Here is a 21,841-nt window from a genome sequence, read left to right on the forward strand (position 1 = left end):
ATCCAATCTATGAAAAAATAATAGAGAACTTCTCTACGACTCATTTTACTAATACTTTCTAAGGCACAAAAAAAACCAGTTCCTCAACTGGTTTGTGTTGTAAAGACGATCTCGTCTGGGTCTGTATGATTGCCACTTGCAAGCTTTTCGTAAATATCAATAAAAATACCTAATTCTTCTTGTGATAAGTGATTAAGATAGCTGCTTATAGAATTAACTCTCTCACTTTCAGCCTCTCGTAAAATTTCATGTCCTTCGTCAGTAATCTCTAAATATACAATTCGACGGTCTAAGTCACTACGGTAACGACTCACAAATCCACGCTTGTACAAACGATCCGCACCAACAGTTATCGCACTTGGTTTTACACCCATATAGTCAGCCAATTTTGAAACGGTCCATTTATTTCTAATACACAACGTCTTCAAAAGTACAAACTGTGTTTTCGTTAACTCCTTTTCTATAGCAATTTCCGGGTGTAAACGCTTTGACACAATGTAATGCACTTTCTCCAATCTCTCCACATAGGACTTCAAATCCTTATTCCCCATACTATGAACCTCCAGCCTCTAAGTTGTAATGCGAATATTATACTAACATTATACAAGAATTTTCATAACATTTGAACTATTATTTACAAATAATGTGTAAAAGAGTTGACGACTTGCATATAAATAGGATATATTACGTTCAAATATATTTGAACGTTTCAGGAGTGTTGAACATGCAGGAAATTTATCATATACGCGAAGTTGAGCAATTAAAGGTAATCTCTGACCCGTTGCGTATCAAAATCCTATGGGAGATATTAGAGGAAGCTAAGACAGGAAAGATCTTATCAGACTTATTAGAAGTTCCAGCACCAAAGATTCATTACCACCTTAAGGAACTTGAACGTGTAGGTTTAATTAACGTCGAGAGAACAGAAGAAAAGAATGGCATTATACAAAAGTTCTACAGACCTGTAGCTCACTCATTTTCGATTGCCGAAATATTGCCCGATCAACGTCATGCTGTAAGAGATGAACTTTCAGATGCATTAAAAGAAAATATATTAGTTTCTCTTGATAAGACAAAATCTATGGTTCGCAAATTAGATCCTGAAATACTGGCTTACTCAGATTCTCCTCTTAAATTTGGTTATAGACATGTAAAACTTTCTTCCGATCAAGTAAAACTGTTACATGACAAGGCAAAAGAAATATCTGACTTAATCTCAGAATTTAAGAAGAATGAAAGTGACGATGGTGAGATCTATCACTACTTTATGCTCTCTTTTCCTTTGAAAGACACACCTTATCCTGAAGAGGAGTTAGAGTAAGATGGCTGAAACAATAGCTGTACTCCAGAAAAGTGAAACAGAGTCTTTATTCAGAAAACGTTCATTCCTATTCATATGGGCGATAACGATCTGTTCTTCTTTTTCAATCGCCATCTTTCAATTCTCACAGAGTTGGTATGTTGTAAAGACTCTAGATAAAGAAGCCTCACTCGGCATTGTATTTATTGCAGCAAACGTTCCTCGTATTTTATTCATGGCTATTGGCGGCGTTCTAGCGGATCGAGTCAGCCGTACGAAAATTTTGTTTGTCGCTAACTTTCTAAGAACCCTTTTGTTAGTCGGGTTGTTGATCATGCTTGCAACAGGACATCTCTCGCTCCTGTCTTTTATCATTTTTGGTTTGTTTTTCGGGGCACTTGATGCTTTTGTATGGCCAGCAAACGGATCTCTTCTGCCTAATGTTGTCGACCAATCTCAATTAACACGTGCAAATTCAGTCATTCAGACCACCCAACAAAGCTCGTTAATACTTGGACCGATGATTGGAGGTCTTCTTGTTGCAAGTAGCGGAGGATACATACTCTCGTTCGGTGTACCCGCTGTGATGCTGCTGCTCTCTGCCATCCTTGCTTATATGTTAAATATCCCAGCTACCATGAGTTCAAGCACAGCAAATCCTGGCATGTGGCTATCTATAAAAGAGGGCATTGATGTAGTAAGACAATCCGCTTTTTTAAAAGCACTCTTTCTTAGTACGATCTTCCTTAATGTTTTCGTAATCGGACCTTTGATGATGGGTTTGCCGATCTTCGTGAAAAACGTGCTCGACGGAACTGCACTTGATTTTAGCTTTATTGAAGGTGCTATGGCTCTAGGCATGCTCATTAGCTCCGTTATTATAGGTATCTTAAACGTTAAGAAAAGACGCGGACTGATGGTGACAGTTTCTTTATTCGCCATGAACATATTCTTTTTCTTATTTAGTCAAAGTTCCACCCTTTTTGCTTGTATGTTGACGATTTTCTTTATTGGGATTACGTTTCCCGCAACGAATATACCGCTTATTTCAGCGGTACAATCTTCCGTTGATAAGAATCTTCTAGGCAGATTGATGGGTTTGCTAACCATGGCAAGTATGGGGCTTGCTCCTTTATCACTTGCAGCAACGTCCATGTTGATCTCTTATGGCTTTTTTATTGAAAACATTATGTCTCTAGGTGCACTCTCTTTAATTGTTGTTAATCTTTTGATCATGTGGAAACTTCCTGCTTTAAGAAAAATGGAATAGGCGGTGTAGATGATGAAAGTATTACTTATTGGCGGCACTCGTTTTTTAGGAAAACATGTAGCAGATTCTTTTAACAACAATCATCATGAAGTGACTTTGTTTCATAGAGGGAAAACATCAAAGAAAGGGTTAGCAGAAAACGTTCATAAGATTATTGGTGACAGAGATCTTGATCTGTCTTCACTTAAGAGTGAATCTTGGGACATTGTAGTGGATACGTGTGGTTATTTTCCGAAGCAGGTCCGTAAATCAGCTGAAGCACTCCAGAAAGAAGGAACTTTCTATATCTTTATTTCTTCAGTATCTGTTTATGAAGATCAGTCCGTTCGAAACATTACGGAGGAAGCGCAAACCGCTGACCTTATTGATCCAACCATTACTGAGATCGGTGAACATTACGGTGCCCTTAAAGCAGCTTGTGAACAAGAGGTCTTAGAGATATTCGGTGAGAATGCTTTGATCGTGCGTCCAGGTTTGATTGTTGGCCCCCATGATTACACAGATCGTTTCACATATTGGCCAGACAGGGGTGTTCGAGGCGGAGAAATTTTAATCCCTGAGATGAAAGATCCGACCGTTCGATTCATTGATGTTCGTGATCTAGCGAATTGGATCGTACGGATGGCTGAGAATAAGGAGAACGGGATCTATCAAGCAGTTGGAGGTGTGTATGACTTCAATGAGGTTGTTCAAAAATGTTTGCGAAGTCAAGAACACTCGACAATCGTTCCTGTGGCCGAATCCTTCTTGTTAAAGGAGAACGTCGGCGAATGGGTTGAGTTGCCACTTTGGATATCAAGTGAAGATTATCGTGGTCTTGATTATGCGGATGATTCTAAAGCGATAAACAAAGGATTGATTTTTCGACCGATAGAAGAAACGATAAAAGATACTGCAGATTGGTCTCAAAGCCGAAACTTAAAACCAGATGATTGGAAAGCAGGCTTACATCCTGATAAAGAAAAGCAGCTTCTAAAAAAATGGAACGAAAGTGTAAAGTTAAGCTAAAGAGAAATAATTTCTTCTATTTTTCAAAAATACATGAATGCCCATGGCACTTGTCCATACCATTTGACTCCTCAGGACATATAGTATGATTGTGAGATACAAAATCTCTCCTGTTGGCAAGAGGCCGGCAGAGCAATTCCCTACCCCCCATTTCTTCATCATGCGTTCGGTTTTCTTTACCATAATCCTTTTTTAAGGATTATGGCTTTTTTTTTAGATAAAAAGGGAGTTTATTTAACTCACTCCCTTTTAAAACACAGATTTTTTATCTTGGAAAACGCTTAGGATCATCATGAAAATTGATATATTTTTTTAGATGATCAGGCAGTTCCCCTTTTTGAAAAACATGTTGAATATCAGAGAGCGGAATCTCTAAACGTGCCAATGAGGGATACAACGGAAGAATTTCTTTTGGTTCATAAGATTGCTGATAACTCGTGATCGCTTCATTCGTCTCTTTTTCAACAGATTGACGATACGCATGAATCTCTTGTATCTGTTTGACCATCATCAAGTACTCTGCTTTTAAACGTTCAAGCTGATGTATTTTCTTTTCCATACTATTCTTAGCCGTGTCTAGCTCTCTGTCGCGTGAAGAATAAACCGTTTTTAAATACTCGGACAACCGATCATCTCGGTTCTCTTTTAATTCATCCAGCTGTTCCATGGCATTACGTTCTTTCTCCATCGCTAACAAGTATTTATTCTTTACTTCTGTTAAATCATCCATCGTGATTTTTGAGTTTCTAACACCGTATGAATTTAATAACTCTTCATACTCATTTGAAGACCATTCTTTTTGTTTATGTAGTTGCTGCCACTTTTCTTGAGCGCGAGCAATATCGATATCGTATTCTTTTTTCATTTGCTTAAAATGGTTTAATTCAGGATACATAACAATCTCCCTTCGTTTTTCAACATTCATAGTATTCGGGAGGGTTTTGGGTTTAACGTCTCGAAAGTTTAAACAACTGTTTAAATTGAGTGATGATAGGAAATTCTGTGATGTTCTTTAAAGTGTTGGTTTCCGTTTCAGGTGCTTCGCTTTCCGCGGGGCAGGCGGTGAGCCACATTCCAACGTTTCAGGTTTAAGTGTCTCACCTGCCCACCTGTCCCGCAGGAGTCCCGCACCCTACACTCCAATCAACTTATCAATGAAGCTTAAGAGACTTAACATCAACACCTTGTTTAGTATTACCTAATAGAAAGAAGGATTAATTCATGAAGATTACAGCAATTAGACATTGTAAAGCGGAAGGTCAAGAAAGTAATTCTCCATTAACTGCTCAAGGAAAACAGCAAGCCAAAGAACTGGCTGTCTTTTTGGAGGGTCACCATTTTGATTGTGTGATCTCGAGTCCATTCAAAAGAGCCATCGACACCATTAAACCTTTTGCAGAGTTAAGTGAGCAATCTATAAAGATAGATGAACGATTGGCTGAACGTATTCTATCTGCTGAAGCTGACCCCAATTGGAGAAGTAATCTAGAACGTACATATATAGAAGAACATCTAAAGTTTCCTGGTGGCGAGTCCACATTTGAAGCAAAGCAAAGAATCTCTTCCTTCATTAATGACTTGCAAAATGAATCCTATAAATCCGTTCTGATTGTTACGCATGGAAATCTGCTTAGCTTGATGATTAATTTGTTTGATTCATCATTCGGTTTTAAGGAATGGGAGCTTCTCTCCAATCCAGATGTGTATCTTATTGATGTTTCTTTAAAAGATGTATCCAAGCTGTGGGTGTCTTAAACTGGTACATAATTCCAGACCCCCAACCCTCCTCATAAAATCCCGAAACCTGTACACGTAAGATAAATTATTAGGAGGGAAACATCTTATGAAAAAATTAGTAGTAGCATCAGTATTAGGCGCTTCCCTATTCGGCGCAAACGCAGGAATCTCAGAAGCGGCATCTTCATGCCCGTTCGCTTCTTTAAATAATAACCAAACTCAACAAGCTCAGGCAGCTCCAGCTCCACAACAGCAACAACAAGCTGCACCAGCACCACAACAAGAGCAAGCAAAAGCTCCAGCTGAAGCAGCACCAAAAGCTGAAGCAGGTGCAGAACTAACTGCACAAGAGAAACAAATGTTAAATCTTGTAAACCAAGAGCGTGAAAAACAAGGATTGCCAGCACTTAAAGCTGATCCTGAATTAACAAAAGTTGCACGCGTTAAAGCAAAAGATATGATCGACAACAACTATTTCGACCACAATTCACCAACTTACGGTTCTCCATTTGATATGATGAAGAAATTTGGTGTTGAATATAACACAGCTGGTGAGAACCTTGCAGGTAATTCATCTGTAGATGGTGCTCACACTAGCCTAATGAACTCTCAAGGTCACCGTGAGAACATCCTTAAGTCTGAATACACTAGCGTTGGTATCGGTGTAGTAGATGGTGGACAATACGGTAAAATGTTCGTTCAAATGTTTAAAGGATAATAAATAATAAAAAGCTTTCCCGCTGTGGGAAAGCTTTTTTCGTTCGCTTAGCTCATTAATGAATGGGAATCGTAATGGTAAACATCGTACCTTTTCCTTTTTTACTTTTCACATCTAATCTCCCGTTATGATGTTTGATGATGTTTGTGCTTACCATCAAACCTAAGCCTGTACCTTCGTCTTTTGTCGTAAAAAAGGGTTTCCCGATCTTCTTCATGACCGTTTCATCCATACCGCATCCATAGTCACGTATTTGAACATGAAGAAAATCTTTATTTCTAGATGACTTCATGTTAATTTCTACACAATCTCCAACAGCAGAAGCTTCGATCGCGTTCTTCAAAAAGTTGATGAACACTTGTTTAAGCTGCATAGGATCACAAAAAACAAGTGGAATCTGATCTTCTAAATCTTTTTTGATCTCAATATTCTTCATAATAGCTTGTGTGTTCAGCAAATCTACTGTGTCATTAATAATATCGGTCACACATGACATCATAAAATTTTGTGAATTGCTTTTAGATAGTACTAAAAACTCCTTAATGATATGTTCAATTCGATCAACCTCAGTAAGAATTATCGTTAAATATTGATCGAATTCATCTGTTTGATTCTGGATGAGTTGAACAAAACCTTTTAAAGAAGTTAAAGGATTGCGTATTTCATGTGCCACGCCCGCTGCAAGCTCTCCTACAACATTTAACGCTTCCGCTTTTAATAATTTTTGTTCTGTAAGCTTCTGATCTGTCACATCTTTCAAAATCGTAACATGTAAGTCATCTACGATATCTTTCTCACAAGAGTATTGGATTTCTTTCACCAGACCATCTGGTGTCTTGTAACGGAACTCTCCTTCAATCTTTTTTCCATTCAAGACTTCTTTCCATTTCTTTCGGATTAACTCTTTACCATTTCCTACAAAAAATTGGTCTGCACTGATTCCTATAAGTTCTTCTTTAGAAAGTTGCAATAGTTCGCAAGCACGGTCGTTCACTTCGGCAATCTCCATATTTGAACGACATAGAACAATCGCTTCTAGTGCATGATTAAACAACTGTTTAAACTTTTTTAAATTTTGTACAGTTGTCCGTTCTTCCTCTCTAATCGATGTTATATAGGATGTTCCCACAACCTCTATAACATCATGATTATTTCCTGTTATCGGATAAAGAGTTGTGCGGATACTTCTAACGCCTAACAGACTATCTGTGCTTTGGATCGAACCTGAAAATGCTCTTTCTAATGGTTCAGTCCACTCTGCGATTAACTCTTTGTTAAATAGGTCATGTAGTTTTGTTCCTGGTAAAGGCTTTATGGATACACCGAGTTCATCTAGCATAGAACCTACAGAATAGGTAAACTTATATTCACCCTCACCATCTCTTCTCAAACCGAAAAGATGGATAGGACAATGATTAAGTGAATGGTGAAAATCGGCAATACGTTTAATTTCGACTTCTTCATATTGCTTGTTCATTAATTAGTCCCCTTCTTATTTACAGAATTTCCTGATCTGTTGCTCGGGCTATTATGAGATTTAACCACTTCATCTTTGTTTTCACTAAACTTTTTAATTCGACAAAATTATTGTTTTCCCTATTGGACAACTTTCCCATTTTTTACAATCAACTATACGGGTCTTTTGAAGTGTTTTCCAAAATAAACTATTTCAACTTAAAAGAAATAAAATAAAAAAGCCTTCTACCAAAATTGGTCAAAGGCTTTAAAACAATAATTACCTATTCATCTTGTTGATTTCATCCTTCATGAAGTCGTAATCCATTGGACCTATATGTGAATTACTGATCATTCCTTTTTCATCGATAAAATAGCTAGTAGGGATCGACACGGCTCTAAACTGTTTTCCTATTGTATTCTTTTCATCAAGAGGAATAGGAAAAGACAGCTCATATTCTTTAACGAACTTGCTTACTTTCTCTGTATTTGTTTCAGAGTACTCAAGATTAACTGCTAAAATTTCTACATCTTTGTTCTTATAATCTCTATAGAACTTCTCCATTTCGGGCATTTCCTCCCTGCACGGGGGACACCACGTAGCCCAAAAGTTCACAATTACTTTTTTTCCACGATAATCCTTTAAGTCGACTTGTTTTCCGTCTAGCGTTTTTAATGAAAAGGTAGGTGCTGTGCTTCCTTGTTTTAATCCAGTATTTTCTTCTTCCTTAACTTCAGTTCGTGGTTCTTCCTTCTTATCGATAGCTGTATAAAATGCTAGACCAATCAATCCAGCAAATAAGAGAAGGATCACGATTGATTTTATTCTCAATATAATTCCTCATTTCCAATTGGTTCACTAAAATTTATTATAGAGGATTTCATACTGCCACTGCAAAGTTCCTCCTATGCTCATAAGTAAAGAGTAACATGCGACAGAGTGGATCATTTGTCCTAAAAATTAGAAAAGACAACAACTTATGTTTAAGCTGTTGTCTCCCGGGTACTTATAAATTAGAGGCCATCACAATCGTGCCAACTGGCTTTTTACTGTTTGGAGTTGGTTCATGTGAAATTGCAACTGCATCCCAATTGTGTTCGCCTTCGAATTTAACGGGGAACACCACTGCACCGTTTCCATTTTCGTCTGGTGTGAATGTGCCAGCTCGATAAGGTTTGTCTCCTTCAATCAGCCAAACCTGATAAGTCTCGGTTCCTTTGACTTGTGTTAGATTATTCGTCTGAACAACAAGGTTCATCGTCTCATTCTCTTGTACCATTGATGCTACACCTGTCGAATCTGTCTCTTCAGACGCAAGTTGAACTGTCTTGAACGTTTTGTTGATCTGCTCTTCGATCACTTGTTCATTTTTGTTGTTCTCATTAAATAGATAAGCATTCGTACCAAGTGATAACAATAGACCAGCTGCAAGTAAACCTTGTATCCATGGTTTTGATTTGCGTTGGGTAATAGGAGAAACCGTTGTCGTTAATTCATCGGTTTTGTTAACAGACTGTTTTTCTTGATGTGTAAAGCTTGAGTTAGAAGCCGTAACATTTGTTAAAATACGTTCTTTCATACCAATCGGAGGTTGTGCCTCTTCTGATAAATATGGAAGATCGGCTGTTAGTTCTTGCCATTCTGCCCATTCTTCTTGACATGCATCGCATTGCTTTAAGTGTTTTTCAAAGGCATCTTTTTCTTTACCTTCTAGCAAGCCATTATAATATTCCAGCAGATTATCACAAGTTTTCTGTTCCATATTTATCCCCCCTCTCTCGATAGATCTTTTTTAAATGTTTCAGTGCTAAACGTATCCTTCCTTTTACCGTACCGAGAGGAATGTTCTTTCGCTCTGCAATGTCTGATTGTGAATAGCCTTTGAAATAGAACATCTCTACAATATCTTGCTGCTCTTCTGTTAACGAAGAAACGGCTTCCTTCAAGCTCTCTCTTTCCTCGTTCCATGTAACGGTCTCTTCTACACTCTCAGTTCGTTCATAATCTATATCTTTTTCTAATATCTCAACTTCATTTTTTTGCTGCTTTCGTATTAAATCAATACAGGCATTTCGTGTAACGGTTAAAAGCCATGAAGAAAATTTCCCTTTATCCTCTGAATAGAGTCCCTTTTTTCGCCACAGTTTCATAAAAACGTCTTGAACTGCCTCTTCAGCCAACTCTTTTTGTCTCAACATTTTAAATGAAAAAGAAAACAATAGCTTTTCATAACGATCATACAGCATTTCAAGGGCTTCTTTATTTTCTTCTTGAACTTTTAAATAAAGTTCGTAATCAGAAGTTCTACCCATCTTTTGTCTCCTTTACTGCACACAGAATAAATCTATCATATCAAAATGAGGCAGTATTTGTCTTTTTTTACGATGGATGTATAAAGATAACGTTAAATAAAGCAATTTGGATCACATTTTTTCCGACTTTTATCATTAAGTTTCCCTTTATCTTTCCGATATAAAAGAAAATATAGCTCAAGTAAAAGATACAGAATTTAAAGATAAAGTGAGGAACATCATTATGGATCGCACAACATTAATCGGAGTCATTCTAGGCATATTGGCTGTAGGTGTCGGAATGTTTTTAAAAGGCGCAAGTCCGACAGCCTTATTGAACCCAGCTGCATTGCTTATTATATTTGCCGGAACTGCAGCAGCTATCCTCATCGCATTTCCGTTGAACGAAATCAAAAAGATTCCTGCTCTTTTCAAGATTTTATTTAAAGAACAAAAGCTCATCGATATGAAAGAGCTTGTCACGATTTTTATTGAATGGGCAACCGTCGCTCGTAAAGAAGGATTGCTCGCATTAGAACCAAAAGCCGAAGAAGTGGATGATCCGTTCCTACAACAAGGAATCAAGATGATCGTGGATGGTCAGCCTCCTGAATTTATTAAAGACGTCTTAATGAAAGACTTAGAAACGATGGAAGAACGTCATGCGAGCAACGCTACGATCTTTACGCAAGCTGGTACATACGCTCCGACTCTTGGTGTATTAGGTGCCGTAGTAGGATTGGTTGCAGCACTAGGAAATATGGCCGACATCACCGCTTTAGGTAAAGCGATCTCAGCAGCCTTTATTGCTACGTTGTTTGGTATTTTTTCTGGTTATGTACTGTGGCACCCTTTCGCTAACAAGTTAAAACGAAAATCAAAAAAAGAAATCATGATTAAAGAGATCATGATCGAAGGACTGTTGTCTATTCAAGACGGAACTTCACCAAAAATTCTAGAAGAAAAACTCTTAACGTATATTCCAACTAGCGAACGTGATCAATACAAAGCGGGTGGTTCTGTTGGCTAAGAAGAAAAAACATCATGATGAACATGTGGATGAATCTTGGCTCATTCCTTATGCAGACATGCTCACGCTTTTGTTGGCATTATTCATTGTATTGTTTGCTATGAGTGAGATCGATGCTCAGAAGTTCAAACAGATGGCAAGTGCTTTTCGAAATGAATTCACAGGCGGAACAGGCGTCATGGAAGAACAAGTACCCATTCCTTCTCCCGACTCTACTCCCATACCTGATGCACAAAAAGAAGTCATATCCAAGGAAGAAAAAGAACAGCTAGAAGCAGCAAAAAAAGAACTTGAACAATTAGAAGAGATGGAAAAAAAGATCAATGCCTATATAGAAACAAACAAACTTGATTCTAGTCTGCAAACAAAGCTGACTGAAAACGGCTTGTTGATCACCATCTTAGATAATGCTCTGTTCGACTCTGGAAGTGCTACAGTTAAGCCTGGATCTATTGAGATCGGAAAAAAACTTTCTGATCTACTCGTGACTACACCACCACGAAATATTGTCATCGCTGGCCATACCGATAACGTACCGATCAGCACTGCAAACTTTCAATCGAACTGGGAACTCAGCGCGTTAAGAGGGATCAACTTTATGCGCGTTCTGCTCGAGAATCCTTCATTGAAACCGAACCAAGTCAGCGCAAGCGGTTATGGAGAATATCGTCCAAAGTCAGAGAATAAAACTCCAGAAGGCCGAGCAAAAAACCGCCGTGTAGAAGTACTGGTCCTGCCAAATGTTAGTTTGAAAGCTGTGCAGTGATTTAGAGCTGCATATGACGATGTTAGAAATATGTGGAGAAGCGATGGGAATCGATCATAAATTCTGAGAACCGATCATAAATCTCGAGAATCGATCATAAATCCTGAGAGTCGCCCATAAGTCTTGAGAATCGCTCACAAACACATTTCACACAACTCTTGCTTCACACCACATCTAATACATCCATAAAAAAACTGGCTTCTAAAAGTGGTTATCCACTGTCAAAGAAGCCAGTTTTCATCTTTATTCCATCTTTTTACTCGTTTTATAGCTATCCAAGAAATGAATACGCTCCAGCATGGTCGGATGGCCGTATAAGAACCATTTTACAAGCTTTGGTGGGTTCACTTCGCTTAAAGAAACGGTCGCGAGTTCTTGGAAAGCCCCTACTGCGGCTTTCGGGTTATTAGTCATCTGAATGGCATACAGATCAGCGTCACGTTCTGCTTTTCTTGAAACCGCATTTTCGACCGGAGATACAGCAAAGCTTAACAGAGAAAAGATCAATAGCAGTGCGGGAAGTGCCGCTAGATCTCCTATCCCTTTTATCCCCCATGACTTTCCGTACTTCTCGACCCATTTTCGATAGATGATATTTCCGAGCCACAATCCTAAGAACGATAGGACAACAGATGAAATCAAGTTCCAATATAGATGGTTCATCACATAATGACCAATCTCATGAGCCATTACGAACAAGACTTGATTATCACTTAATTTATTTAATGTGGTATCCCATAGTACGATTCGCAAGTTTGATCCGATTCCATTTACATAAGCATTTAATGCATTTGTTTTTTCAGACATGTTCACTTCATACACATTTTCAGCCGGAATGTCAGCTCTTTCTGCTATATCTAAAATTTTTCCTTTTAGCACTTCATCCTGAAGCGGATAGAACTTGTTATACAAGGGATCGATCACTACAGGCTGAATAAAATAAAGAAACAAAGTAAACGGCACGGAAAGCAGCCACGCGTAAAGCCACCATCTTTTTTCGTATTTCTTGATCAACCAATACATTACAGCGACCATCACGGTTGTTAACAACCAGTTGATCCAGAAATCCACTAGTCCATCCCTCATCCAGCTGTGGAACGATTGAACGGATATATTGTAACTTTTGGAAACGGTGAAACTGTAGTAGCGGAGCGGGAATGTTAACACCCAGCTAGCAAACGAAAGCAACAGCACGTAAAGAGCGGTGTGTACAATAGAGAATCTAGTTAACCCACTAGAAGTCTTTCGGAACCATTTCGATAATCCGAACCCTAGAACAAACAGATAGATCAACCATTCTAGCGGCACAGAAATGAAGTAGATGAAATCTTTGATCCTTGAAAAATCAGTGCTAAGTTCTAGTTCACGGTCAGTCATAAAAACTGCTGGATCTGCAGCAGAGCCTTTTAGATCTACAGGCAAGTTTGCGTCTGCTCCTTGAAACAAGTAAAACCACATCAAACCCGCGTATATCGCAAAGCCGATTACAAACCATAACAATTTTTTCAAAGCATGCGCCCCCCTTTATTACCTACTATAAAGTGTAGGGCGATTTGTCCAAATTAGAACAAGCTTTCATAAAATACTTTGAGAATCTTAGAGAGCATTGGCTAAAGTTGGAACGACATGAAGGTTTTCATGCTCTACATCAATGGAATTAGGCTGGATGTATACCGCTCTTAATCCCATTAGAAGTGCTGGTGCGATTTCATTTATAAAATTATCACCAATCGATACTGCTTCATGTGGCTGTACGCCGTATTCATTCAATATCGTCTTTAATTTTTCTTTCGTCTTTAACGGTTTTTCACTTTCCGTATAAAGAGCATGAAACAGGTCATGAAGCTCTAACTCATGTAACAAGCGTTTCACATCTTCTCTTTCGCTGTTCGTTAAGAGAACCACCTTTTTCTTCTCTTTTAAACGTTGCAATGCCTGTTTAAGGCCAGGTGTTTTCGATAGCTGGAACTGATCGGTTACCATGTACTCTTTTGTAGCATTGTAGCATTCCCATGTATCTGCTTGTTTCAAGCCGAAATGCATAGCTGTAGCATATGGCAGCCACCAACCATCACCGATCGCAATCAATCGTTCAAAATCATACACAAGCTCCCCTGAGAATTCTGCTCTTACTTTATCCTGTGGCCACTCTTCTCCATTAAAGGATATTACTTTTGTTACTTGCAGGGTCATGGGATCAACTGTAACACTTGCATCATTCTTGATATCATACACTTTTCCGATCCCAACGGGGTGTGTTCCTTTCTTCATACTCTCATATGTATCCCAAAAAGCTTTCTGTTTATCATCAGACACCCTTTTTTGTAACAAGCGGCAGTAATAATCAAAATGGTCTGTATCTTCATATAGCGTTCCGTCCAAGTCAAAAATAAGTAACTTTGCATCATCAATAATCGATTTCACGTCTCATCCCTCCTACTTTCATTGTAGTAATCCTACTCAAAAAAAGTAAAGAAAAGTACGTTGACATAAATTTACTAATCTTGTATGTTATAAGTGTACTATACACAGTAATACACACATATAGTATATAAAGGTGGGATAACATGATATTGAATTTAGATCCCCGAAGCAATACACCGATATGGGAACAAGTCGTTCATCAGATCAAGGAATTGATCTTGCGAGAAATTTTGTTGCCAGAAGAAAAATTGCCTTCGGTACGCGAACTATCAGGAACATTACTGATCAATCCAAATACAGTGAGTAAGGCTTATCAAGAATTAGAGCGCCAAGGGATCATTGAGACCTTGAGAGGCAAAGGAACGTTCGTTTCCGCTTCTATCGTACCTAAAGCAGATGATCAGAAGATTACGGAATTGAAACAACAGCTGAAACAGCTATTTATTGAAGCTTCCTATCTAGGTATCGATCACCAAACATTATCAAAGTGGTTGAAAAACTTTTCAGAAGAGCTTGGGGGTAAAGACAGTCATGCTGAGAGTGAATAATATTAGTAAAACGATAGAAGGGTCTCAAGTGTTAGATCATGTGAACATTACACTTGAACCAGGTACAATTGCAGGTTTGGTCGGAAGAAACGGTGTTGGAAAGTCTACGCTGCTTCGCGTGATCGCCGGTATTTTAGATCCTGATGAGGGGCAAGTGCTCTTTAATGATACAGATATTCATCAAGATCCTCAGGTTAAACAAAAGATCACGTATGTACCTGACTCGACTGAGATTTTAAAGAGCTATAGCGTGAAAGAAATCGTAAAGCTTTACGATGCGATTTACGAAGATTTTGATGTTGTGTACTTCTACTCTCTTCTGGATCGCTTTAAACTTCCTAAGAATAAAAAGATCAGAACATACTCTAAAGGAATGAAGGCACTGTTCTTAATGATCCTTTCTTTTTCAACGAAATCGGATCTGATTATTTTAGATGAACCAACAAACGGACTTGATCCTATCGTGAAAAGAAATATTTTGCAATTTATTATTGAAGAAGTGAGCGAGCGACAGTTATGTGTTCTCATCTCTACTCATCATTTAGAGGAAGTAGAGAAGATGGCAGATGTTCTTATCATGATTAAAGAAGGACGAATTGAATCCACAACCTCTATCGAGGATGCGAAATCATCGTTCCGCAAAGTACAAGTTGTTTACAAACACTCTCTGCCTGAAAAGATTGAGCAATTGAACAACGTGAATATCTTAAATCAAACAGGACGTGTCTATACATTGATGATCGAAGGTAACATTGACGCGACACTTGAAAAGATGAACTCAGAGAATCCGCTATTATTAGAAGAACTACCTATGACACTCGAAGATATTTTCATTTCAACACTTGGAGGTGAATCACATGTTTCATAGAGCATTGTGGATGAGGAACCAAAAACTAGGAAGTCCTGCCGTATGGGGAATCTATATTTCGTTGTTTCTGTTTCTGCCGTATTCTTTTTTTGGAAAAGCACAAAACATGTTAACTGAAAAAAATAATCCCTATCGTGATGCACCTGAGAACTATTACTTAAACTTTCATTTTACTGGTTCCGATATCGTATTATTTCTCTTTTTAGTAATAGGATTAGCTGCACTTTTAGTGGGCAGTGAACGTACGTCTCATGCTACTGATCTAACGTTCTCACTTCCGTTTAAACGTAAAGAGATCTTTCTTTCAAAATGGATCTTTGGAGTTGGTCATATAACAACTGGCCTTTTGGTTAACTTGTTAGTTTGTATGCTTATCGTAAAGTTTACTATTCTTTCAGAAGTAACGGATGCAGCATTTCTTTTTGAATTCATGATGATCGTTATTCCGTTTTCTATCGCTATATTCTCTTTTAGTCTTTTTATTGGGACAGTTGCAGGCAGTCTAGTCTCACAATTAGTGTTAAGTGGTATCTTTCTACTTTTCCCGATTGGGTTTTTATCTCTAATTGCATCGTTTTTAGAGTACCACGGGATTTCTATTAATCGTGATGCACATACCACTCAAGTATTTGGTGATTTAATCAATAGTTTAACACTGCCAATACCTATCATTGATTTCCGTTATGATATAAATCTTTCAACAGAAAATTCTTTTACTGAATTCTCACATATACCTTATGTCATGTTACTCATTCCACTAGCTTATACGATTCTATCCGTAGTTTTTGGAACTTGGCTCTTTAGCAGAACTAAGAACGAGAACAACGGTAGATTACTTGTTTTTGAAAAAGGTAGAGGATTCTTTACCTTTGGCGTTGTATTGTGCTTTGCTCTAACGTTCGGAATGTTAGGTGGCGGTATATTTGGCGACTATGATTCAAGATCTTTAATAGGCTATTACTTATCTGCAGCAATAGGCGGCGTTCTAGCATACTTTATGTTGAAAAAATTGATTCATTTCCGTATGCAGTTTGGCAAATAAAGAGAAGAGCGGACAATATGTTCGCTCTTTTTTGTTTGCCTTATTTTTGTTTGGGCATCCTGATAACAATAACAGCACATGTAAATGAGGGATGACAATGGATGGAATCTTAATCACGATCTATAGAACAGTTCTAGGTTTTGCTTTTTTGTTAATGCTCATGAGGTTGCTCGGGAAAAAACAACTTGGTGAACTTACATTTTTTAACTATGCAACTGGCATCGCGATGGGTAATATCATTGGAGACATGGTCGTTCATAAAGAGATCACGGTTTGGGAAAGTTTGGCGTCTCTGAGCTTCTGGGCGTTAGCCGTATTCGGCATAGAATTTCTCAACCGCCATTCTCCCCTGCTCACAAAACTAACGAAAAGTCAGCCGACAATCGTTATAAAAAAAGGACAGATCATGCAAAAAGAGCTTAAGCGGATGCAGATGTCGATGGATGATTTATTGATGCTTCTCAGGATCAGTGCGGTCTTTGATATTACGGAAGTAGAGTATGCGGTTATGGAGCCTAACGGACAACTCAGTGTGTTAAAAAAGCCACTTAAAGACTCTGTTACAAAAGAAGATCTCAACATTCCACCAGAAGCTCCTCAATATTTGCCGGCTATGCTGATCTCAAACGGAGAGAAAATAGATCAGCCCTTTAAAGAATATAGCTTGTCAGACGAATGGTTGGATCAGCAATTAAAGAGTGCGGGTTATCAAGATGTAAAAGAGGTCTTCTTCGCACAGTTACAAGATGATGGAGAGGTATTTTTTGTAAAAAAAGAAAGAAGCAGCTGACACGCGTATCAGCTGCTTTTCTTCGTTATTTACCTTTTTTCACTTCATGCAGAAGATCAGGGAAGTTTGTGAAAATACCTGTTACACCCCAGTCGATCAGTTTCTGCATTTCTTCTTTTTCGTTTACCGTATACGGATGGATCTCTAGGTCGTTCTGCACCGCTTTTTGTACATACTCGCGGTCGATCATATCGCTGTTTGGCCCGATTCCCATCGCATATTGTTTGATGGATTGTACTTCTTCATCCGTTAACTCAGCAGGACTTGTATACTCTAAAAGCTGAACAAGTTTTACTGAAGGATCGATCTCGTCCATCTTTAACAGACTTTCAGAGCTGAAAGATTGAACCAACAACTTATCTTTATTAATTCCATACTCATTTACTTCATCAAGAAGCTTTTGTTCCATACCCGGATAAACTTCAGGTGATTTTGTTTCAATATAATAGTTCGCATTCTTTCCAAACGTTTCAAATACTTCTTTTAATGTTGGTACTTGAAGTCCTTCGTATTTTGCTTTTGCTTGCTCTGGATATTTTTCATTGAACCAGCTTCCGGCATCAAGCTGTTTGATTTCTTCAAGAGTATAATCTTTTACTTGACCTGTTCCGTTCGTAGTACGGTCCAACGTCTCGTCATGCATAGCGATCAACTCGCCATCTTTTGTCATCTGAAGATCGACTTCAATGTAATCTCCATGCATTTTTTCACCCATCTTATAGGATGTAATCGTGTGTTCTGGTGCATAACCAGAAGCTCCTCGATGCGCAACATTTAAGATGTCTTTATGTTTTTCTTTTGCATCAACCACTGAACTATCAGCCCCCATCAATGTAAGACTTAGTGCTAAAGCTCCTATACCCGTTTTTATTAATTTCTTCATCATGTTGCACTCTCCCTTTGTTGTAAGTGAACTACTTTGTCACTGTAACAAGGGAATGTGAACCTGCTTTTGCATTTTTGTAAATCATGTGTAAGTTTTTGTATACAAAAAAAGCTCGTCCGAAATGTTCGAACCAGCTTTTGTAAGTGTTATTATTTTTGTTCTAAAAATTTCTTGATTGCAAACGAGACACCACTCTCATCGTTTTCTTTCGTAACAAATGATGCCATCTCTTTTACCTCATCAACAGCATTTCCCATAGCTACAGGAAAACCTGCCACTTCTAACATGGAAACATCATTATAGTTATCACCGATTGCCATCGTGTCTTTTAAAGAGATTCCTTTAAGTTCTGCATACCGTTGAACCGCCACACCTTTTTGTGCTTCACTATTCGTGATCTCTAAGTTGTTATCAGCAGAAGCACTGACTGCGAGAGAATCAACTCCTTTTAAATGCTGAAAAGCTCGTTGAAGTTTTGCTGTATCACTTGAAAAGGCAAGAAATTTATAAACCTCAATACCATTCTCACTTAAAAGTTTATCAAAATCTCCAACAACACTCACTAATCCTAAGCGGAAACGACGAAGAGCCGCTTTTTGAACGTCGTCATCTGTAGCTTCTGGATTGGAAGTTAACACGATATCTTTCATCACTTCGTAAGCTTTTTCCCGATTATCTGTAAATGTTCCTTTGCTCGTGTAGAGTTCATAATAAATATCTTCTTCGTCCAGAATTTTTTTGATATCCTCGTACTGCTCAAATGTTAAAGGAATCGAAGAAAGGATCTCCCATCCTTCTGATCGAATCTCTGCTCCATTTACGCAAATTAGCGGCAGATGAAGATCTGCATCTTCTAGCGTGTGTTTGGCTTCATCATAAGAGCGACCTGTAGCGATTACAACATGATGGCCATCGTTTACAGCTTCTTTAATGGTTTCACTGTTCTCTTTTGTTACTTTTAACTGTCTATTAACTAGAGTTCCATCCATATCAATTGCGATTAATTTCATCTAAATCATCCTTTATTGCTTAGTCCATTAGTAAGTGTACCCATAATTGAAAGCTTGTTAATCATTATTTGAAGCTTATCAGGTAACAAAAAAAAGAGCTATAGATAGCTCTCCGATTTTACAAATTATTAATCTTTATAGATAAAAGATTGTACAACGTCCGTTACAGCATGAAAAATCTCAACGGCTTGAAAAGAGAGTACAGATAAAGCTGAAACGGAAAACAAACCAATTAGTACAAAACGAACTAAATGAGGCATCTTGTATCTCCTCCTTTTAATTGTGATTATACGCCCACCTTTTCAACAAATCAATTCATAAGGTGTAATATTTACAAAGTAAATTATGACAATATCCTACAAAAACGTATAACCGTACAAAACGAAGATTGAAGATAGCACGACCACGATCACATTTAAGTTCAACCAAGCCGCGATAAATGCTGCAGCAGCACCTATTCCCCCATATAGATAATTTTCTGGATTGATGGTAAATACACCTGGAAAAATGAGTGCACCTAGTATAGCAAAAGGAACGTTCTTCAATATCCCTTGTATCCTTGGATGGAGATGGTTCGTATGAAAGAGAACGAGCGGCAACATCCTAGGAATATAGGTAACGATTCCCATCCCGACAATTACCCATATTAATTGTTCACTCATCCCTCTCATCCCCCTTCATAAAAAACTCGATTGAAACGGCAGCGATTAAAGTAGATAGAATGATTCCCCATCCACCATTTAAAGTGGGAACGAACGAGAAGATTGAATTTAATACTGCTGCAGTCGCGGCAAGTGCAATTACCTTCTTGCTCTTTTTGGCAGCAGGTACGAGTAGTGCGATAAACATCGCATAAAGCGCGATCCCCATACTATCTTGCAGTGATTGTGGAAGTCCAGCTCCCATCACATAACCTACCCCTGAAAAGATTACCCAACAGCTGTATGCAACGATTCCCAATCCAAGCAAATAGCTTCCCGTAATTTTTTTCTCGGATGAGGTCGCAGCAACAGAAAAAGTCTCATCCGTAATGAAAAAAGCGTAGATCGCACGCAGCCATTTAGGGTCATCCTCAGCACGCTCCTTTAAAGAAGCACTCATAAGAAGGTGCCTAATGTTCATAATGAAAGTGGTCAGGATTAGTTCTGCAGCACCACTCATTGCCACAATCATCGATAAGGCGATGTATTGCGAAGCACCAGCAAACACGATAACGCTCATGCCTATCGTTTCAAAAAGACTTAACTCTGCAGCTTTAGCGAGCAGACCAAATGTAAATGCAACTGGCATATAACCAATTGCGATCGGCAAACCAGCTTGAACACCTTTCTTCCAGTATGCAGGTGATTCTTCTCTATGTACGGCAGGGCTTGGCATCATCTTTTTTCATCTCCGTTTTATAAGATGTGGAAGCTATTAAATTGTAAGGGGTCTGTCCCCGGGACAGACCCCTTATCATTATTTCTGTCCTGTGATCGTGCGTAGAATAAGGTCTACACTATCAGAAGCTTTAAATGTGTCCATGTTTTTCTTCATCTGCTCTTGATCATCTTTCAGATCTTTTAAAGAGGTGATCAATGTTACTTTCGTAAGTTCTTCTTCATAAAGAACGTGGCAATAACCCTGTTTTTCAAAGGATTGCGCATTAAGGATCTGATCTCCTCTGCTCGCCGCTCTTGAAAGCGGAATAAGTAGCATTGGTATCTTAAGCGTTAACCACTCAAAGATACTGTTCGATCCAGCACGAGAAATCACAAAGTCTGTTGCTGCAACCACATCTGGAAGTTCACTTTGAATATACTCGAACTGTCTGTAGCCTTCTGTATTTTTTAAACTTTCGTCTACGTTTCCTTTTCCGCAGATGTGTACGATCTGATAAGAACGTAACAATTCAGGCAGTGCTTCACGAAGAGCTTCATTGATCTTACGCGCACCTAAGCTTCCACCCATGATTGTCAGTACAGGGAGATGGCTTCGGAAGCCTAAGAAAGACAAACCTTTTTCTCTAGTACCTTGAAGAAGTTCATCGCGAATTGGTGAACCGGTCACAATCGCTTGCCCTGCTGCAAAATGTTTCTTTGCTTCATCGAACGTTACAAAAATCTTAGAAGCAAACTTAGATGAGATTTTGTTAGCCAGACCTGGAGTAATATCTGATTCATGGATATAAACAGGAATGTTGCGCATCCATGCTGCGATAACCACAGGTACAGCCACAAAGCCTCCTTTTGAGAAAACAGCATCGGGCTTTAATTTTCCAAGCTTAAAATAAGCCTGTGCAACACCAGCTGCCACTTTAAAAGGATCTTTTATATTTTTTAAGTCAAAATAACGACGCAATTTCCCACTAGATATTCCATGATAAGGCACGTTCGTTCCATCTTGGATCAAACTTTTTTCGATACCATCAACAGAACCGATGTAATTCAAGTCCCATCCCATCTTCTCCAATTTAGGTATTAAGGCAAGATGCGGTGTTACGTGTCCAGCTGAGCCACCGCCAGTTAAAACTAACTTCTTCAAACAGCATTCCTCACTTCTTTTATATCCGCCGTGCTTTTCTATAGCGGATGTTATCTTATCGCCATTTTAATATATGTAGCCCAAAAAAGAAAATGGCATGTGAGTGATAATTGTTTGTAAATTCTGATTGAATATCACATTTTGAACGTTTTTGTGCTTGAGGTGTTTCCTCTA

Annotated in this window: 25 protein-coding genes; 11 read left to right on the plus strand and 14 right to left on the minus strand. The window is 38.5% G+C overall.

The genetic code is table 11. The features are described from left to right. Positions 1-83 precede the first annotated feature (83 nt). Entirely contained in the window at positions 84-494 is a 411-nt protein-coding gene (locus tag FS458_RS16535) for a MarR family winged helix-turn-helix transcriptional regulator (RefSeq protein WP_186320591.1), read from the minus strand. A 230-nt stretch (positions 495-724) separates the two neighbouring features. On the opposite strand from FS458_RS16535, the gene FS458_RS16540 reads away from it, so the two are divergent. From FS458_RS16540 to FS458_RS16550, 3 genes are read left to right on the plus strand one after another with little or no spacing between them, the layout of a single operon-like run. Beyond that, positions 725-1,321: an ArsR/SmtB family transcription factor gene (locus tag FS458_RS16540; RefSeq protein WP_186320592.1), complete on the plus strand. Its 597-nt coding sequence runs from the start codon at positions 725-727 to the stop codon at positions 1,319-1,321. Between the two features lies 1 nt (position 1,322). Beyond that, positions 1,323-2,570 carry an MFS transporter gene (locus FS458_RS16545; protein ID WP_144702711.1) on the plus strand — a complete coding sequence of 416 codons (1,248 nt, stop codon included), beginning with the start codon at positions 1,323-1,325 and terminating at the stop codon, positions 2,568-2,570. 9 nt (positions 2,571-2,579) lie between these two features. Further along, positions 2,580-3,578 (plus strand): NAD-dependent epimerase/dehydratase family protein, encoded by a 999-nt coding sequence (locus tag FS458_RS16550; protein ID WP_144702714.1) that lies wholly within the window; start codon positions 2,580-2,582, stop codon positions 3,576-3,578. 265 nt (positions 3,579-3,843) lie between these two features. Here the strand turns inward: FS458_RS16550 and FS458_RS16555 are convergent, their stop codons facing one another. Next, positions 3,844-4,473: a hypothetical protein gene (locus tag FS458_RS16555; protein WP_144702717.1), complete on the minus strand. Its 630-nt coding sequence runs from the start codon at positions 4,471-4,473 to the stop codon at positions 3,844-3,846. A 326-nt stretch (positions 4,474-4,799) separates the two neighbouring features. Between FS458_RS16555 and FS458_RS16560 the strand changes: the two genes are divergently transcribed. Then, the gene (locus FS458_RS16560) at positions 4,800-5,333 is read left to right on the plus strand and encodes a histidine phosphatase family protein (RefSeq protein WP_144702720.1); all 534 of its coding nucleotides are present in this window, start codon (positions 4,800-4,802) and stop codon (positions 5,331-5,333) included. Positions 5,334-5,421: 88 nt separating this feature from the next. Then, positions 5,422-6,033: a CAP domain-containing protein gene (locus FS458_RS16565; RefSeq protein ID WP_137790473.1), complete on the plus strand. Its 612-nt coding sequence runs from the start codon at positions 5,422-5,424 to the stop codon at positions 6,031-6,033. A 55-nt stretch (positions 6,034-6,088) separates the two neighbouring features. Here FS458_RS16565 and FS458_RS16570 read toward each other — a convergent pair whose 3' ends face one another. The 4 genes from FS458_RS16570 to FS458_RS16585 form a co-directional block, all read right to left on the minus strand. Beyond that, positions 6,089-7,510 (minus strand): ATP-binding protein, encoded by a 1,422-nt coding sequence (locus FS458_RS16570; RefSeq protein WP_144702723.1) that lies wholly within the window; start codon positions 7,508-7,510, stop codon positions 6,089-6,091. Positions 7,511-7,768: 258 nt separating this feature from the next. After that, the gene (locus tag FS458_RS16575) at positions 7,769-8,320 is read right to left on the minus strand and encodes a TlpA disulfide reductase family protein (RefSeq protein WP_186320593.1); all 552 of its coding nucleotides are present in this window, start codon (positions 8,318-8,320) and stop codon (positions 7,769-7,771) included. Between the two features lie 175 nt (positions 8,321-8,495). Continuing rightward, positions 8,496-9,251 carry an anti-sigma factor gene (locus FS458_RS16580; RefSeq protein ID WP_144702729.1) on the minus strand — a complete coding sequence of 252 codons (756 nt, stop codon included), beginning with the start codon at positions 9,249-9,251 and terminating at the stop codon, positions 8,496-8,498. Beyond that, positions 9,232-9,801, minus strand: a complete 570-nt coding sequence (locus tag FS458_RS16585) for an RNA polymerase sigma factor (protein ID WP_144702732.1) — start codon at positions 9,799-9,801, stop codon at positions 9,232-9,234. Before FS458_RS16585 ends, FS458_RS16580 begins: the two co-directional genes overlap by 20 nt. Positions 9,802-10,024: 223 nt before the next feature. On the opposite strand from FS458_RS16585, the gene motA reads away from it, so the two are divergent. Both motA and motB read left to right on the plus strand, forming a co-directional pair. Beyond that, the gene (gene motA / locus FS458_RS16590) at positions 10,025-10,810 is read left to right on the plus strand and encodes a flagellar motor stator protein MotA (RefSeq protein ID WP_137790478.1); all 786 of its coding nucleotides are present in this window, start codon (positions 10,025-10,027) and stop codon (positions 10,808-10,810) included. After that, complete coding sequence (gene motB, locus FS458_RS16595) at positions 10,800-11,576, plus strand: flagellar motor protein MotB (RefSeq protein WP_370630084.1); 777 nt, start codon at positions 10,800-10,802, stop codon at positions 11,574-11,576. The genes motA and motB overlap by 11 nt, the downstream gene beginning before the upstream one ends. Before the next feature lie 243 nt (positions 11,577-11,819). Here motB and FS458_RS16600 read toward each other — a convergent pair whose 3' ends face one another. Together FS458_RS16600 and FS458_RS16605 are read right to left on the minus strand one after the other, a co-directional pair. Continuing rightward, complete coding sequence (locus tag FS458_RS16600) at positions 11,820-13,085, minus strand: M48 family metallopeptidase (RefSeq protein WP_186320594.1); 1,266 nt, start codon at positions 13,083-13,085, stop codon at positions 11,820-11,822. A gap of 87 nt (positions 13,086-13,172) precedes the next feature. Next, positions 13,173-14,000 (minus strand): HAD family hydrolase, encoded by an 828-nt coding sequence (locus FS458_RS16605; protein ID WP_144702738.1) that lies wholly within the window; start codon positions 13,998-14,000, stop codon positions 13,173-13,175. 143 nt (positions 14,001-14,143) lie between these two features. Here FS458_RS16605 and FS458_RS16610 point away from each other — a divergent pair, with 143 nt between their 5' ends. The 4 genes from FS458_RS16610 (at position 14,144) to FS458_RS16625 (ending at position 17,248) form a co-directional block, all read left to right on the plus strand. Beyond that, entirely contained in the window at positions 14,144-14,548 is a 405-nt protein-coding gene (locus FS458_RS16610) for a GntR family transcriptional regulator (protein ID WP_144702740.1), read from the plus strand. After that, positions 14,532-15,416, plus strand: a complete 885-nt coding sequence (locus FS458_RS16615; protein ID WP_144702743.1) for an ABC transporter ATP-binding protein — start codon at positions 14,532-14,534, stop codon at positions 15,414-15,416. The genes FS458_RS16610 and FS458_RS16615 overlap by 17 nt, the downstream gene beginning before the upstream one ends. Continuing rightward, complete coding sequence (locus tag FS458_RS16620; RefSeq protein WP_144702746.1) at positions 15,406-16,458, plus strand: ABC transporter permease subunit; 1,053 nt, start codon at positions 15,406-15,408, stop codon at positions 16,456-16,458. The genes FS458_RS16615 and FS458_RS16620 overlap by 11 nt, the downstream gene beginning before the upstream one ends. Positions 16,459-16,555: 97 nt before the next feature. Continuing rightward, positions 16,556-17,248, plus strand: coding sequence for a DUF421 domain-containing protein (locus FS458_RS16625; RefSeq protein ID WP_186320595.1), 693 nt, complete (start codon positions 16,556-16,558; stop codon positions 17,246-17,248). A gap of 25 nt (positions 17,249-17,273) precedes the next feature. On the opposite strand, the gene FS458_RS16630 is transcribed toward FS458_RS16625, so the two are convergent. The 6 genes from FS458_RS16630 to FS458_RS16650 all read right to left on the minus strand — a co-directional run bounded on the left by FS458_RS16630 (position 17,274) and on the right by FS458_RS16650 (position 21,667). Next, complete coding sequence (locus FS458_RS16630; RefSeq protein ID WP_144703749.1) at positions 17,274-18,131, minus strand: glycerophosphodiester phosphodiesterase; 858 nt, start codon at positions 18,129-18,131, stop codon at positions 17,274-17,276. Between the two features lie 152 nt (positions 18,132-18,283). Beyond that, positions 18,284-19,144, minus strand: coding sequence for a Cof-type HAD-IIB family hydrolase (locus FS458_RS16635; protein ID WP_144702752.1), 861 nt, complete (start codon positions 19,142-19,144; stop codon positions 18,284-18,286). A gap of 128 nt (positions 19,145-19,272) precedes the next feature. Then, complete coding sequence (locus FS458_RS21140) at positions 19,273-19,404, minus strand: hypothetical protein (protein ID WP_255520061.1); 132 nt, start codon at positions 19,402-19,404, stop codon at positions 19,273-19,275. Positions 19,405-19,500: 96 nt separating this feature from the next. After that, positions 19,501-19,806, minus strand: a complete 306-nt coding sequence (locus tag FS458_RS16640) for an AzlD domain-containing protein (RefSeq protein ID WP_066391480.1) — start codon at positions 19,804-19,806, stop codon at positions 19,501-19,503. Further along, positions 19,799-20,524: an AzlC family ABC transporter permease gene (locus tag FS458_RS16645; RefSeq protein WP_370630063.1), complete on the minus strand. Its 726-nt coding sequence runs from the start codon at positions 20,522-20,524 to the stop codon at positions 19,799-19,801. The genes FS458_RS16640 and FS458_RS16645 overlap by 8 nt, the downstream gene beginning before the upstream one ends. 78 nt (positions 20,525-20,602) lie before the next feature. Next, on the minus strand, positions 20,603-21,667 hold the full coding sequence (locus FS458_RS16650) for an undecaprenyldiphospho-muramoylpentapeptide beta-N-acetylglucosaminyltransferase (protein ID WP_144702754.1): 1,065 nt from the start codon (positions 21,665-21,667) through the stop codon (positions 20,603-20,605). Positions 21,668-21,841 lie beyond the last annotated feature (174 nt).

It is taken from the genome of Fictibacillus phosphorivorans (assembly GCF_007673525.1).
GTDB lineage: Bacteria > Bacillota > Bacilli > Bacillales > Fictibacillaceae > Fictibacillus > Fictibacillus phosphorivorans_C.